Below are 13684 nucleotides of genomic sequence, written 5' to 3' on the forward strand. Positions count from 1 at the left end.
TTCGCAGCCGATTCATTCTAAGTCCGACAGCCTCCTAGCTTTTACTCAATAAAAGGGGGGTGTAGGCCCCCTTTTCTACCCTGCTGAAGTGAGGACATATCTCGCATGACCATCAAGACCAAACTCTTTGCCAATATGTTTCTGACCATTGCCGGTATTTTAATTATTGCCGGTTTCAGCCTGGGGGGCATGCGGTTCGTGCAGAGCAAACTGGCTGTTCTCACGGAGAAGTCAACCCCCTATCAATTGAAGACCATTGAGCTCCAACGGGCAGTGCAGGAGCACACTTCGAACCTGCTCAAGCTGGCTGCCGCGACAACGGCCCAGGAACTGACAGCAGCACGCGGGGAGCTGGAAAAAACATTGGCGGATGTGAAGAACCTGTCAACGGAACTTTCATCATTCAAAGGGAGCAATACTGCCGATGGAGCAGAAAAGCGGCACCTTGACGAACTTGCCTCCATCACTGCCGAATTGGTCCGAACTGTAGATGAGAAACTGAAAGCCAGGGATGAGGCAAAAAAAGCCGACACCGAGACGAAAGGGAAGTTGCAGCAGATCGGCCAGAAGCTGAAGGAGATGGACGGGGCGATGAAGAAGCTGCAGAAGGGCTCCATGGGGCAACTCTCCACCTCCAACGAAAGTGTCAAGCAGATCAGTCAACGGGTCAAGATTGTGCAGGCGACGATGAATTCCATCAATGATGTGAAGATTTCGCTCCTCGAGATTGCCGCCGCTGAAAACAAGGCCGGCGTAACTGTCGCCCGCAGCCACTTTACGGTAGCTTCACGCTGGATAACGACCGGCGCCCTGGCCAAAGCCGAAAAAGACAGCGCTGCGGTGAAGAGCCTCATCGATGGCATTGGCGAAATAACCAGGCAGGTCACCGGCGCCGGCGGGCTGATCGAGACCAAAAATGCATTGCTTGCCACCCCGACCGATGACCTGAGAAAGCAGTTCAGCGAGACGAATGCTTCCGCCATGCAGAAACTTGCCCAGATGACGGTCCTGATGGGCGACCAGGTGGAAAAGGCTGCCGAGACCAATACCTCGGAAAACAAACGGTTTGAAGAATCATTGAAGGGCTCGGAATCAGCCAGTACCGTCATGGGGATGAACTCGGACCTGGTGGGCATAGGTGGTGACATTCGCAGTCTTACCAAAGAACTGTTCGATGCCGACAATCCCCAGGAACTGGATACCATACGGAGCGAACTGGAGCAGAAGTTTGCTCAGGCGGACGGGGTGCGAAACCGGATGCGCTCGGGCAAGAAAGGACAGGAACTGCGCCAGCTCGGCCAGGTGACGGCTGCGCTGCAGGAAATCCGCGGGCTGCTTCTGGCCAAAGACGGTGTGGTGGCAAAGTTGAAGCACTCCCTGGAGGTTACGCGACAGGCGCAAGCCCTCAACGAAAAGTTGAAAGGTGTCGTTGCTGCCCAGCGCGAAGAGGGTAAAAAAGGGATGAGTAGTGCTCAGCAGGAACAGAGCAAGGCGGTCAAATCGGTGAACAGGGTCTTCAAGACCAGCATAACCTCTGTTACCCTCATCGCCTTGGCTGTTCTCGTGCTGGGTATCGTTTTCAGCACCGGCCTGGTCAGATCGATCACTGCCCCTATCAAGGAGCTGACAAACATTTCCGAGAAATTCGGCAACGGCGATTTCAGCAGCAGGCTGGACGAAAAACGCAAAGACGAATTTGGTACCCTTGCCGTACATTTCAACCAGGCCACGGTCAAACTGAAGGAGATAACATCCCAGATACGGGGGGCCATCGGCAACCTTGCCCATAGCGCCAATGCGCTGACGACAACGGCCGAGGAGCTCAGCGCCGGTGCCCGCCAGCAGGCTACCCAGACAGATCAATCGGCTTCAGCCATGATCGAGATGAGTCAGACCATTCAGGATGTGGCACGCAATGCCCATGAGGCGGCCGCCGAAACGAAAAATACCCTTCTGTTGGCGGCGAACGGGCAAAAAACAGTGGGTGAAACGGTGCGCGGCATGGAGGAAATAGCAAGCTCCGTGAAGGAAACAGCTGATACGATACGGCAGCTTGGGGAAAATTCAGCGAGAATCGGTTCGGTTGTGGATGTCATTAACGAAATTGCCGACCAGACCAACCTGCTGGCTTTAAATGCGGCCATAGAAGCGGCACGTGCCGGTGACGCCGGTATGGGGTTTGCCGTTGTTGCCGACGAAGTAAGAAAGCTTGCCGAAAAAACGGCCGAGTCCACCAAGGAAATAGCCCAGATGGTGGCCCAGATACAGGCAAACACCAGCAAATCGGTGGTGGCGATGGAAAAGGGCACGGTGAAGGTTGAGGAGGGAATGCAGCGGGCGACTGAGGCGAACCGATCACTGGATGAAATCGTCAATGCTTCAGATAAAGGTGTTGCCATGGTTCAGACTATTGCCACAGCTTCTGAAGAGCAATCGGCAGTCGCCGCAGAGGTCTCCACCAGCATGGAACACATTGCATCCATAACCCGCGCAGCGGAGACGTCAACCAACGACATTACCCGCTCCGCCGAAGAACTAAACCGCCTTGCTGAAGACTTGAATAACATGGCTGCCTGGTTCAAGGTTTAAGGTGAAAATGCCGGAAAGGCAGGAAAAAGGGCTGCGGACAACGCAGCCCTTTTTTGCTCAGGCCCTTTCGGTGAGCACCACCGTTTCGTCGCCAATGTCCTCTATATTTTCTGCAATGTCAGTCTCATCTTCCATTTTAAAGACATTCATCTCTTTTTGCAGGATATCGGTCTGGTCTGAGAGGCTGGAGACAGCGGTGTTGAGGATCTGGGTCGCTTCAAGGTTCTTCCCGGTCGACTTTTCTATTTTTGCCACAGCCTGAACTATTTTGGCACTGGACTCGGTCTGGACGTCGCAGGCGGATTTGATGCTGCTGATCATCTCCGTCATGCTTTCAGTGGATTTGGCGATGCTGCTGCTGGCTCTTGCCTGCTCCCTGGTGGACGAACGGACCTGGTTGGCGAAACCGGTCATGCGTTCCACCGTTGCGACGATGAAATCGCTGACCTTGGCCTGTTCCTTGGTTGCGCTGCCGATCTGCTGGACCATGGAAGAAACATTTTCCATTGCTTCATTGATGACGCGGCTGCCCCCGGCCTGTTCCACGGCTGTGCGGGCGATGGCACGCATGCGGTCGGTGGACTGTTTGACGCCGCTGACAATCTTTTCCAGGGCCTCCCCGGATAGTCTGGAGAGATGTGCACCTTCCTGGATGTACTTTTCTGCAGAGCCTATTGCACTTACCGCCTTTTCGGTCTCCAGTTGCACACCCTTGATCAACGTGGTTATCTCTCCCGTAGAGCTCTTGGTTCTTTCGGCAAGCTCCTTTATCTCATCGGCGACAACGGCGAAACCCTTGCCGTGTTCACCGGCCTGGGCGGCAATAATGGCGGCATTCAGGGCCAGCAGGTTGGTCTGTTCAGTCACATCATCGATAACCCTGATGATGGCCCCGATGTTCTCTGTTTTCTCCGAAAGGGCGGTTATGACTTCTGCTGTAATAAGCGATGCGGAGCGGATCTGATCCATGCCGGCGATGGTTGCCTCTACAGAATCCTTGCCGGTTTCTGCGTCCTTCAAGACTTCCGCGGCGATGGAAGCTGTTTCCTGTGAGTTCCTTTCGATCTCCTTTATGGAGGAGTCCATCTGGGAAACGGAGGAGGCCGTTGCCGCGGATGTATCCATCAAGGCCGATGCACTTTCACTGATCTGTTTTATGGCAGCGGCAATTTCGGTGATGGAGGAGCTGACTTCCACCACCGATTCGACCAGAGATTCCATGTTGCAGCAACTTCTTCAACGCTGGCTGCCATTTCCAGAATGGAAGAGGATGTCTCGGAAGCTGAAACGGACAGGCTGTCCACGCCATGGGCCACGTCCTTCACCGAGGTATTGATGGCCTGTACTGCCAGGGACGTTTCTCCGATGTCGTTTGCCTGCAGGTCTGCAGATTCCGATACGGAGGTGGATGCCTGGTAGATGTGGCTGGACACTGTGGCCAGATCGCGAGCAGAGGCGCTGATCCTCTTTACCATGTGGCTCAGGCTTGCCACCATCCTGTTGAGCGCTGCGGAAAGTTCACCGATCTCATCACTGGAATCGACGGCAACTGTTTCGGAGAGGTTGCCTTCTGCCACCGACTGGGCAAAGTTGACACCCTTGACCAGTGGACTGGTAATGGAACGGGCCACCCAGGTGATCGACAGGAGTACTACCAGGAACAGCCCGGCGCTGACACTGCCGGCAATGATGATCTTTTGTCTGATAAGTTTTGCCGTAACGGCCTCACGTTCCTCGATCTCCATACGCAGTGTGTCTACAGTGCTGCCGACCTGCTCGATAAAGCGGTCATAGCGCATTTTCTGCACATTCTGGGCAAGTTCCAGGGCCATGGATCTGTTGGCCTGTCGAGCGGCAGGAATCTGTTCATTCTGCATGGTATCCAGAAATTCCTGCCAGGTTATTTGCGCATCCTGAACGGCTAGCTTTTTCTCTTCAGAATCCAGCTTTTTGATAATGGCGCCGAACTGATCGTTTATTTCGGTGGTGATTTGCTGGATATCGCCGACAATACTTTCCTGCTCATCGGTATTGGTCTCGCTGATCAGGCTGATCAACTCGGCCCTTACCCGGTTAAGGTCGGATTTGAGAAAGGCGATCTGTTCTATGGTGTCTTTGGAGTTCTTGATGTCCGTATAAATTCTGCTGCCAACCTTTATCTGGTTGATGGTGTAGTAGCTCATGCCGAGGGAGACGGCAAAACCGAAAAAGACAACTGCCATGATAAACAGCATCTTGGTTTTTATTTTCATGTGGCCGATGAAATTCAACCTCTGTCCCAGTTTCAAGGTTTGACTCCTTTTGCAATATTAAAGCGCCGCACAGATAGCATGCGGCGCTTCTGGGGTGAAATTGGTTATTTTACCTTCCGGACCGGGACGAAATTTTTGCCGACAATCGTCTGACCTTCGCTGGAGAGCATAAAGGAAATAAACTCTTTGACTTCGCCTTTTGCAACGCCTTTAGTCACCAGGTTAAGGGGCCTGGAGATGAGATAGGCGCCGGAACGGACGTTCTTGTCATCCGGGGCGGTGTTGTTGACGGAGATAGGCTTCACCTTTCCCTTGATGTCCCCTGGAAGGGTGGCATAGAGGCCGAGGCTGACGCTGCAGACGCCATTTTCATCCTTTGCCACTTCAATGATCTGATCGCGGGGAAGGTCGATCTGTTTGAACTTGGCGTGGGGGGCGCCATCCAGGACGTGCTCCTGGAACATTTCGATGGTGGCCCGCTTGCATCGAGAATCTCCGTATTGGGAACGATGGGCGCATTTTTCCCACCGACTTCCTTCCAGTTTTTGATCTTGCCGGTAAAAATGCCCTTGAGCTGCTCCTTGCTGAGGTTTTTGATGGGGTTGTTCTTATGGACAAAGACGGTAACGGCATCATAACCGATGGTGGTGGAAGAAAGTTTTTCCTTCTTCTCCTCAGGCTTCAGGGGCCTGGATGCCCCGGCCACCATGACCTTGCCTTCGATCAGGGCCTTTACCCCCTTACCGGAACCGGGAATTTCGATAGAGGCCAACTTTTTACCGGTTTTGTTTGCAAAGGCGTCTGCTGCGCCGGCTTTCAGTATGCCGGTGCCGATGGTGGACGAGCCGCTGTAGGTGATATCTGCCAAGGCCAGGGTGGGAAGAATGAAGAGGGCGGAAAGGACGATACAAAACTTTTTCAACATGAAAACCTCCTGAGGATAAAATGGTGCAGATAGTGAAATATATCGATTTCACAGTTGATTCTAATCGTGTTTTCTGCTCAACAATACTGCTGATGAGCAATAATTGCACCATTTTTATTAAAGTTCACGTTTACGGATAAATAGCCGATGCTGCAGCTACTTGCCCATTTCCATGGCCGCCAGGGTCACTGGGCAGATGACGTAATTGCAATATTGGAGTGGGTAATAACACTATTTTGTTCTGCCAGGGCGCAGGCAAAAGTCTTTGGTTGTCTTTATCGGCTATTTTGCTATCTTAAACTTGGTTCTGGTGGCGTTGCCATGGGCATCATCAATATCTCAGCCGGGGTACATGCATGAGTGAAGAGAACAGGAGACAAAAAGGTTTCGGCATCACCCGCCGCGAGTTTCTCAGGAACAGCGCCCTGATCGGCTGCAGCGCCCTGGCGGCATCGCAACTGGAATTCATCCATGGTCTCATTGCCCGGGTCGAGGCCGCGGAATTGACCGCAATGGAGGCCTATGAACTGATGCGAGCGGACCGCACCCTCCACACCGCCTGCCTTAACTGCAACACCGGCTGCGGCCTTAAGGTGAAGATGATCGAGGGGGTCGTTGTCAAGATCGACGGCAATCCCTACAACCCTTTTACCCTCCATCCCCATCTCCCCATGTCGGTGTCGCCATATAAAACCTCTAAGACCGATGGCGCCATCTGCCCTAAAGGTCAGTCTGCCCACCAGGGGGCATATGACCCTTACCGGATTCGCAAGGTTCTGAAACGGGCTGGCAGGCGGGGCGAGGGGAAATGGATTTCCATTCCCTTCGCCCAGGCTGTCACTGAGATTGTCAACGGCGGGTTTCTCTTCAGCCAGGTGCCGGGGGAAGAAAAGCGGCAGGTTACCGGTCTCAAGGAACTCCATGCCATGCAGGACCTGTGACATTTGCGGCGATGGCCGGGGATGTGGAGAAGATCTGCAAGAAGAGGATGACCGTTGCCGAGTTTAAAGCCAGGCACGCCAAAGACCTGCATCTGCTCATCGATCCCGACCATCCCGATTTCGGGCCGAAGAACAACCAGTTTGTCTATTTCTGGGGGCGGATCAAGGGGGGGCGGAGCGATTTCGCCCGGCGCTTCACCGATGCCTTCGGGACGGTCAATACCCATGGACATACCACCGTCTGCCAGGGGTCCCTCTACTTTGCCTGCAAAGCCATGAGCGAACAGTACGCCGGCAACGGCTTCAGGGGAGGGCAGAAATTCTACTGGCAGGCGGACCAGGAACATGCGGAATATATACTCTTTGTGGGCGCCAACCTGTTCGACGCCAACTACGGCCCCCCCAACCGCACGCCACGGATGACGGAACGGCTGGTGACGGGAAAGCTGAAGATGACGGTCATCGACCCGCGCTTCACCAGGCTTGCGGCCAAGGCCCAGCGCTGGGTGCCCATCAGGCCGGGGACCGATGCCGCCTTTGCCATGGGGATGACCCGCTGGATTCTGGAAAACAAGCGCTTCGATGCCACCTATCTGGCCAATGCAAACCGGCGGGGGCGACCAAGGATCAGGAACCGACCTGGAGCAACGCCACCTGGCTGGTGAAAATTGACGGTAATGGTGAGCCCGGCGCCTTTCTCCGCGCCTCGGAGATAGGATTGAAGCCGAAAGAGGTGCGCAAGGACAAGGACGGCAGAAGCTTCGAATTTGAATTCCTGGTGGCGATACGGGACGGGGAGCCGGTTGCCTTCGATCCCAATGATACCAGATTGCGGGTCAGGGGAGAACTATTCGTCGATACCGTGCTCAAAGGGGAGCATGGCCCGGTAAGGGTGAAAAGTTCCCTGCAACTCATGCTTGAGGCGTCACGGGAACGGACGCTGGCGGAATACGCGGCCATATGCGGCATCGAGCCGGGAATAATAGAGGCCGTGGCAAGGGAGTTCACCTCCCACGGCAAGAAAGCCTGTGTCGAGGTTCACCGCGGCGTCGCCCAGCATACCAATGGCTTCTACGCCGTTTCGGCCCTGATGAACCTGAATCTGCTCATGGGCAATTTCGACTGGAAAGGGGGCATGATTGCTCCTGCCGCCTTCAACTATGACGGCAGCAGCAACGACAGGCAGCCCTATAATTTGAAAAAAATGTCGCCGAAAACCGGCAAGCCCTTCGGCCTGTCCGTCATCCGCCATGGCACGGCCTATGAAGAGTCGACCATCTTTGCCGGCTATCCGGCCAGACGCAACTGGTGGCCCCTTTCTTCCGACATCTACCAGGAAATTCTTCCCTCCATCGCCGACGCTATCCATACCCGATCAAGGTCCTGTTCTCCTACATGGGGAGCCCATCCTATGCCCTTCCCGCCGGAGATGCGGGCATTGCCGCCCTGACCGATCTGGAGCGGGTGCCACTCTACTTTGCCAGCGACATTACCATCGGCAGCACCAGCATGTATGCCGACTATGTTTTTCCGGATCTTCATTTCCTGGAACGGTGGGAATTCCAGGGTTCTCACCCAATATGCCGGTAAAGGTGCAGCCGGTCAGGCACCCGGTGATCGTCTCTCCCAATGAGGTGGTCAAGGTATTCGGTGAAGAACAGCCCATCTCCTTCGAGACCCTCTGGCTGGCCCTGGCGGAAAAGCTTGAGCTCCCCGGCTTCGGCAAGGACGGCTTTGCCACCGGCCTTGACTTGAAAACGCCGGAGCAGTTCTACTGGCGCCTGGTGGCGAATCTGGCCTATGACGCAGTGTCCCGGTCGCCGATGCCGGTTCGCAAGAAGTGGGGCTTTTCTATGAGAGCCACAGGCACCTTCCCACCAGCGTTTTGAGGATCGACCAGGCCGGAGACCTGGATACGGTGCAGTTGAGCAAGGCAATCCATATCCTCAACCGGGGTGGCCGCTTCGATACCCAGGAATCTGCCTATGACGGCGATTATGCAGCGAACAGGTACGGTCGTCTCATCAACCTTTACCAGGAAAAGACGGCGCTGGTCAAGGATGCCTTTACCGGCAGGCATTTCCATGGCCTGCCCGGGTACCAGCCGGTGGCCGACACCCTGGACAGCGCCGGTGGCCATTTCTAAGGGCCATGACCTCCACCTTATCACCCAGAAGGACATCAGGATGACCAAGAGCAGGACGGCCAGTAACCAGTATCTGACCGGGCTCTTCCCGGAAAATGCCATTGTGGTCAATGCCGCCGACGGCAAAAGACTGGGATTGAAACAGGGCCAGAAGGTCAAGGTGGTCTCTGCCACCAACCCGAGCGGGGAGTGGGATCTGGGCAACGGCGTGAAAAAACCGATAATCGGGCGGGTGCAGCTGACCGAGACCATCCGCCCAGGGGTTGTTACCTTTACCCACGGTCACGGTCTCTGGGCAAGCGGAGCCACCGACATGGTAATTGACGGCATACTCATCAAGGGGGATCCCCGCCGGGCCGGGGGTGTCAATGCCAACGCCGCCATGTGGCTTGATCCCCATCTGAAGAACACCTGCATGATCGACAAGGTTGGGGGGAGCGTGTCGTTTTATGATACGAAGATCAGGTTGGTAAAGGTTTAGCAGGGTTCGCAGCAGGAGGCATGATTAATGCCGGTCAGGCAGGTTCGACTTTCATGCGGGGTGCGGCAAATTTACGTCCGACCACGGCAGAATGGCGCAGGCGGAGATCCTCCAGGGTACCTTCCAAAAATGCCAGGTGCTGCTTTCCCTCCAGCCGGTCAAGATAGGTATCGACCAGCGCTGCCATCAGGGCGTTGTATTTTCTGGTGGAGCTGCCGTGGGCGTAGTTTCTGCCGGGAAAGCGGCGGAGGTCGCCATTGAAAAGCGGCGAGACGTGGTAGAGCTCGTGGAAGACGGTGATCAGCTTTTCCCGCAGGGGCAGGTTGAGAAAGCGCGGGACGAGGAAGTAGATGAGGTAGAGAATCTGGGCGCCGCCATGCTCCACCTCAGGCATGGTGCAGGTGAAGGTGCGCCGGCCGCGCCTGGCGGTGGTGGTCCTGGCGCCCCCCTCGAAGCGTAAGGGGTGGATCTTGGCATAGGTGCCGTGGATGCCGCCATTGCGGGTGGTCGAGATGCAGACGAGGAGCTGTTGCGGGTCGATGTGGCTGAATTCCGGCATCCGTCGGACGATGTCGCCGACCAGCCGCTCCAGCTCCCCGGTCAGATTGAGGGTGGTCATTTTCCGGCTTTTTGCAGTTTGTGGCAAAACAGGCAGCGCATGGGGCCGTCCTTCGGCTTCACCGGATGCTTTGGCGGAAAGGGGATTCCTCCCTGCTCGTTGTGGCAGGCCGGGCAACCCTTGTCGGCCTCCATCTTGCTGCCGGTCTTGGCTACGATCTCATAAAACGGCTTGTGTGTGTCATTCAGGGGAACTCTCTTCGTTTTTTCTTCACCGGAAATGGCGATGAAGATGATGGCGACGATACCGATCAGGCCGATGAACAACCAGTCTTTTTTGCCAATTTTCATGTGGGTCTCCGTTTTTCATTTTTCTATGGCGGCACAACCGATGGCGCCGTTATGCTGGGGATGGGGCGGGACGATGACGGTACTTCCAATCTCCTTCTCCAGCAGTTTCACAAGAGCTGTGTTCAGGGCGACGCCCCCCGTCAGGACCAGGTGTTCTGCAGGAAATCGCTTCAGCATGGGGATGACCCTTTTCACCAGGGTCTGGTTGATCCCGGCGCAGAGCCGCTCCACGGGAAAGCCGCGCAGGATCTGGCCGATCAGTTCCGACTCGCCGAATATGCCGCAGGTTGCATCCAGCGGTACCGGCTCTTCCCAGTGGGATGAAAGCTCGTCGAGGCTCACCTCCAGAATGGCGGCCATATTTTCCAGATAACGGCCGCTGCTGGCGGCACACTTGTCGTTCATGACGAAATCGGCCAATTTGCCCCCGGTGACCAGGGCGACCTTGGTGTCCTGCCCTCCCATGTCGAGCATGGTGAAGTTTTTCAGCCCGGTCTGCTTCAGGGCGCCGGCAACATGGGCACGGATCTCCGAAATGACCTTGGCGCCCCTCATGGACAAGGTGTTGCGGCCATAACCGGTAACGGTCACCGCTGCGTCGCCAGTTCTTCTGGCGAGAAAAGTTCACTGGCTTTCAGGTCGAGGAGGAGCTCTTCTCCTTCGAGCCTGCCGAAGCGTTTGTAGAAGGTGACGGTATCCCGGTCCGCCAGCCTGGATACAACGCCGTCGACGAGCAGGGCGAATTTGGCCTTTCTGCTTCCCAGGTCGATGCCGATTCTGCTGATATATTCAGCCATCAATCCTCCGCCATTGCCTGTTTGTCGGCAAGCATCTCGACGAAGCTTCCAGCCTGATCCTGGTCCGGGCATCCAGCCGCGCCGGCTTGTCCCCTTCAAGGGTGAGGATGGGCAAGGACAGCTTCTTGCGGATGACCATGTCCTCTATCTGGCGGAAGCAGAAGGACTGGACATAATGGATGACGCCGTCCACCTGCCGTTGGGCGATTTCCAGCTGGATGTCGGCAATGCGGTGAAAAATGTCGTAGGGATAGGTATAACGAAGGTACTGCTCTACAATGTCCGTGGTCTCATAGGGCATGGCGAATTGGCGCTGTGTTTCATTAAGCACAACCCTGGCGCCAAGCGTTTCCAGAAAAGGGTAAAGCTCGCTGAGGATCGGCGGCACCCCCAGGTAGGCGAGTCTAATCTGTCTGCCGAAACTTCGTCGGGCTGCTGCCTCCCCAAGAAAGGCGTCCACTGCCTTCTCGAAGGCTTCGGGGTCACTGTTGAAATCGGAAGTGCAGACCTGGAAATAGTGATTTTCCTCGCCGGTAACCTTGTTTTCCTGCCAGGTGAGACGATCTATCTCTCTGACCTTCCGCCGGATGGCATCGAGACGCTCTTTTGCCGAATTGACCTCAGGCCACCCCACACCGAAGTGATCCATCAGCTTTTCCATCTCTGCCTTGAGGCTTTGCGGGTTCCGGTCGATGGGATAGGCAAAGGGGACGACCCTGATGCCGGCCATGGAGAGGACCTCCATGAGGGCTTTGGTGTAGCTGCAGTCTCCTTCGGTGACGGCAATCATTTCGCCGATGCCGCTTTCCAGGACGGTGGCGTAAATTCCTTTGATCCAGCCGCAGACATTGCGCGGGAAACCGGCAACTTCGGCCTCTTCAATGAGCTGGCCGCTTCTGTCGCTGGTAATGAAGATATTGTTGAGGTCTACCGGGATTTTTCCTGCAGCTATCAGGATTTCTACGGGTATGGTTGTGGTAAAACCGACTCGGGACAAGGACAGGCTACTCCGTCTTGATGAAAATGAAGTAAATGAGTGCTCCGCCGATGGCCAGCCCACCGAAGGCGAAGGGGAGCGTGGAGCTGAGGGTGAGCTCGTTGCCGCTGTCGGCAGGGAGGGTGAAGCGGACCAGGAGCATGATGGAGATGGCGGCAAAGAGGGAGGCGAGGACGAATTTGGAACGCTTGATCACTGCATAAAAGGCAAGCACCAGGAAGAAGCCGATGATCCAGGGATTCTCCATGGCACTTTTCATGGTCAAGTTCTGAATGAAGTGAACGATATTGCCGGTTTCGAAGGGAGAGAGGGTTTCCACCGTCTTGTTGAGCAGTTCCTGTTTTTCCATAGGGTCTCCAATGGTGACAGATTACCCGGAATACATAACAGATTTTCTTGGAAAATTAAAGATTTATTGTATTCATAAAGTAAAGCAAATGCCTTGACAATGGGTGCATGGCTAAAATACTATTAAACGTTTTCATTCATGATAACGGCGGTTTCGGGAGAAAAAGTGGCTTGGAAAGCTATCGGCATATTTGATTCGGGTGTAGGAGGATTGACGGTCCTCAAAGAAATCATGAAGGTCCTACCCCAGGAAGACACCATTTATCTCGGTGATACGGCCCGCGTCCCCTATGGGACCAAATCCCCGGAGACCGTTGTCCGTTACTCGCGCCAGATCACTTCTTTTCTTGTCAGTCGCGATATCAAAATGCTGGTCGTTGCTTGCAATACCGCTTCTGCCGTATCCCTGGCCGCATTGAAAAAAGAGTTTTCCATTCCCATCGTCGGGTGATAGAGCCTGGCGCCCGGCGTGCCGCTGCCGTTACCCGCAGCGGCAAGGTAGGGGTTATCGGTACGGCAGGAACTATCAAAAGCAGCGCCTATGCCAAGGCGATCAAGCGTATCAATCCCGGGATAGAGGTGGTGACCAGGGCCTGTCCGCTGTTCGTGCCGCTGGCTGAAGAAGGGTGGATCGATAACGAAGTTGCCCGGCTGACCGCACAAACCTATCTCAAGGGGCTTAAAGAAGAGGCTGTCGACACCCTGGTCCTTGGCTGCACCCATTATCCCATTCTCAAGGGGATCATTGCCGAGGTCATGGGCGATGGGGTCACACTTGTGGATTCTGCCGAGGAAACCGCCTTTACCGTGGCTGAGATACTGGGCAAAAAGTCGCTGCTGCGTCCTACTTCTGAAAAGGGCAACCACCATTTCTTTGTTACCGATGTTCCGGCCGGATTCATCCGCGTTGGCAGCCGCTTTCTCGGCGAACGCCTTGGCGATGTATATCAAGTGAACCTGGACGATGAAGCCCATGAAGAGGAGCCGGCCGGTGAAGACAAACAGACAGCCCCGTAAAGGGATGAGGTTCATTATCATCGCCTTCCTGGTTTTTGCGGCAATTGTCGGCGCTCTGGTGGCGAAAAAATATCACATCAGCACAAGACCTCAGGTGCCCCCTCCGGCGGAACAAGCCGGAACTATCCTGGTAACGCTGTTCTTTGCCGATGAAAGTGGGGACGGCTTGGTGCGGGAAGGGCGCGAAATAGAGGCAGGCTCCGATCCTGCCGAGTCCATGGAGCTGTTGTCGGTGAGCTGATCAGCGGCCCTGTGGGAGACCATGGACCGGTTTTGCCGGAC

General features: G+C 55.3%; 17 protein-coding genes and 2 pseudogenes. 10 read left to right on the top strand and 9 right to left on the bottom strand.

Translation table 11 applies throughout. The features are described 5' to 3' along the window. The first annotated feature begins 105 nt into the window (after positions 1-105). A complete protein-coding gene (locus tag JCM15764_RS13325) occupies positions 106-2589 on the top strand; it encodes a methyl-accepting chemotaxis protein (protein WP_054696512.1) in 2484 nt (827 codons plus the stop codon). A gap of 57 nt (positions 2590-2646) precedes the next feature. Here JCM15764_RS13325 and JCM15764_RS13330 read toward each other — a convergent pair whose 3' ends face one another. The 4 genes from JCM15764_RS13330 to JCM15764_RS13345 all read right to left on the bottom strand — a co-directional run bounded on the left by JCM15764_RS13330 (position 2647) and on the right by JCM15764_RS13345 (position 5766). Continuing rightward, on the bottom strand, positions 2647-3810 hold the full coding sequence (locus JCM15764_RS13330; RefSeq protein WP_054696516.1) for a methyl-accepting chemotaxis protein: 1164 nt from the start codon (positions 3808-3810) through the stop codon (positions 2647-2649). Beyond that, the gene (locus JCM15764_RS13335) at positions 3744-4877 is read right to left on the bottom strand and encodes a methyl-accepting chemotaxis protein (RefSeq protein WP_054696520.1); all 1134 of its coding nucleotides are present in this window, start codon (positions 4875-4877) and stop codon (positions 3744-3746) included. The genes JCM15764_RS13330 and JCM15764_RS13335 overlap by 67 nt, the downstream gene beginning before the upstream one ends. Positions 4878-4945: 68 nt before the next feature. Then, complete coding sequence (locus tag JCM15764_RS13340) at positions 4946-5146, bottom strand: type 2 periplasmic-binding domain-containing protein (protein ID WP_054696523.1); 201 nt, start codon at positions 5144-5146, stop codon at positions 4946-4948. Then, positions 5143-5766 (bottom strand): substrate-binding domain-containing protein, encoded by a 624-nt coding sequence (locus JCM15764_RS13345; protein WP_054696526.1) that lies wholly within the window; start codon positions 5764-5766, stop codon positions 5143-5145. The genes JCM15764_RS13340 and JCM15764_RS13345 overlap by 4 nt, the downstream gene beginning before the upstream one ends. Before the next feature lie 356 nt (positions 5767-6122). Here JCM15764_RS13345 and JCM15764_RS29870 point away from each other — a divergent pair, with 356 nt between their 5' ends. The 7 genes from JCM15764_RS29870 to JCM15764_RS29900 are packed head-to-tail and all read left to right on the top strand — an operon-like array spanning position 6123 to position 9334. Continuing rightward, entirely contained in the window at positions 6123-6707 is a 585-nt protein-coding gene (locus tag JCM15764_RS29870; RefSeq protein ID WP_243688975.1) for a hypothetical protein, read from the top strand. Continuing rightward, entirely contained in the window at positions 6704-7372 is a 669-nt protein-coding gene (locus tag JCM15764_RS29875; RefSeq protein WP_243688976.1) for a molybdopterin-dependent oxidoreductase, read from the top strand. The genes JCM15764_RS29870 and JCM15764_RS29875 overlap by 4 nt, the downstream gene beginning before the upstream one ends. Then, entirely contained in the window at positions 7369-8157 is a 789-nt protein-coding gene (locus JCM15764_RS29880; RefSeq protein WP_243688977.1) for a molybdopterin-binding domain-containing protein, read from the top strand. Before JCM15764_RS29875 ends, JCM15764_RS29880 begins: the two co-directional genes overlap by 4 nt. Next, a complete protein-coding gene (locus tag JCM15764_RS29885) occupies positions 8103-8297 on the top strand; it encodes a hypothetical protein (protein ID WP_243688978.1) in 195 nt (64 codons plus the stop codon). The genes JCM15764_RS29880 and JCM15764_RS29885 overlap by 55 nt, the downstream gene beginning before the upstream one ends. Beyond that, complete coding sequence (locus JCM15764_RS29890; RefSeq protein WP_243688979.1) at positions 8288-8596, top strand: hypothetical protein; 309 nt, start codon at positions 8288-8290, stop codon at positions 8594-8596. Before JCM15764_RS29885 ends, JCM15764_RS29890 begins: the two co-directional genes overlap by 10 nt. After that, a complete protein-coding gene (locus JCM15764_RS29895) occupies positions 8593-8853 on the top strand; it encodes a hypothetical protein (RefSeq protein WP_243688980.1) in 261 nt (86 codons plus the stop codon). The genes JCM15764_RS29890 and JCM15764_RS29895 overlap by 4 nt, the downstream gene beginning before the upstream one ends. Continuing rightward, positions 8840-9334: a molybdopterin dinucleotide binding domain-containing protein gene (locus tag JCM15764_RS29900; protein ID WP_243688981.1), complete on the top strand. Its 495-nt coding sequence runs from the start codon at positions 8840-8842 to the stop codon at positions 9332-9334. Before JCM15764_RS29895 ends, JCM15764_RS29900 begins: the two co-directional genes overlap by 14 nt. A gap of 34 nt (positions 9335-9368) precedes the next feature. Here the strand turns inward: JCM15764_RS29900 and JCM15764_RS13355 are convergent, their stop codons facing one another. The 5 genes and pseudogenes from JCM15764_RS13355 to JCM15764_RS13375 all read right to left on the bottom strand — a co-directional run bounded on the left by JCM15764_RS13355 (position 9369) and on the right by JCM15764_RS13375 (position 12386). After that, positions 9369-9953 carry a putative metallopeptidase gene (locus tag JCM15764_RS13355; protein ID WP_054696529.1) on the bottom strand — a complete coding sequence of 195 codons (585 nt, stop codon included), beginning with the start codon at positions 9951-9953 and terminating at the stop codon, positions 9369-9371. Continuing rightward, entirely contained in the window at positions 9950-10243 is a 294-nt protein-coding gene (locus JCM15764_RS13360) for a hypothetical protein (protein ID WP_054696532.1), read from the bottom strand. The genes JCM15764_RS13355 and JCM15764_RS13360 overlap by 4 nt, the downstream gene beginning before the upstream one ends. Positions 10244-10258: 15 nt before the next feature. Then, positions 10259-11040: pseudogene (locus tag JCM15764_RS13365) on the bottom strand (acyl-CoA dehydratase activase). Further along, the gene (locus JCM15764_RS13370) at positions 11033-12037 is read right to left on the bottom strand and encodes a 2-hydroxyacyl-CoA dehydratase family protein (RefSeq protein WP_054696534.1); all 1005 of its coding nucleotides are present in this window, start codon (positions 12035-12037) and stop codon (positions 11033-11035) included. The pseudogene JCM15764_RS13365 and the gene JCM15764_RS13370 overlap by 8 nt, the downstream one beginning before the upstream one ends. Before the next feature lie 7 nt (positions 12038-12044). Next, positions 12045-12386, bottom strand: coding sequence for a hypothetical protein (locus JCM15764_RS13375; protein ID WP_054696537.1), 342 nt, complete (start codon positions 12384-12386; stop codon positions 12045-12047). Between the two features lie 165 nt (positions 12387-12551). Between JCM15764_RS13375 and murI the strand changes: the two are divergent. Then, positions 12552-13402, top strand: a pseudogene (murI, locus tag JCM15764_RS13380) (glutamate racemase). Continuing rightward, positions 13377-13643, top strand: a complete 267-nt coding sequence (locus JCM15764_RS23720; protein ID WP_243688982.1) for a hypothetical protein — start codon at positions 13377-13379, stop codon at positions 13641-13643. Before murI ends, JCM15764_RS23720 begins: the two are co-directional and overlap by 26 nt. Positions 13644-13684: the final 41 nt, after the last annotated feature.

This window comes from Geotalea toluenoxydans JCM 15764 (assembly GCF_001311985.1).
In the GTDB taxonomy this organism is placed as follows: domain Bacteria; phylum Desulfobacterota; class Desulfuromonadia; order Geobacterales; family Geobacteraceae; genus Geotalea; species Geotalea toluenoxydans.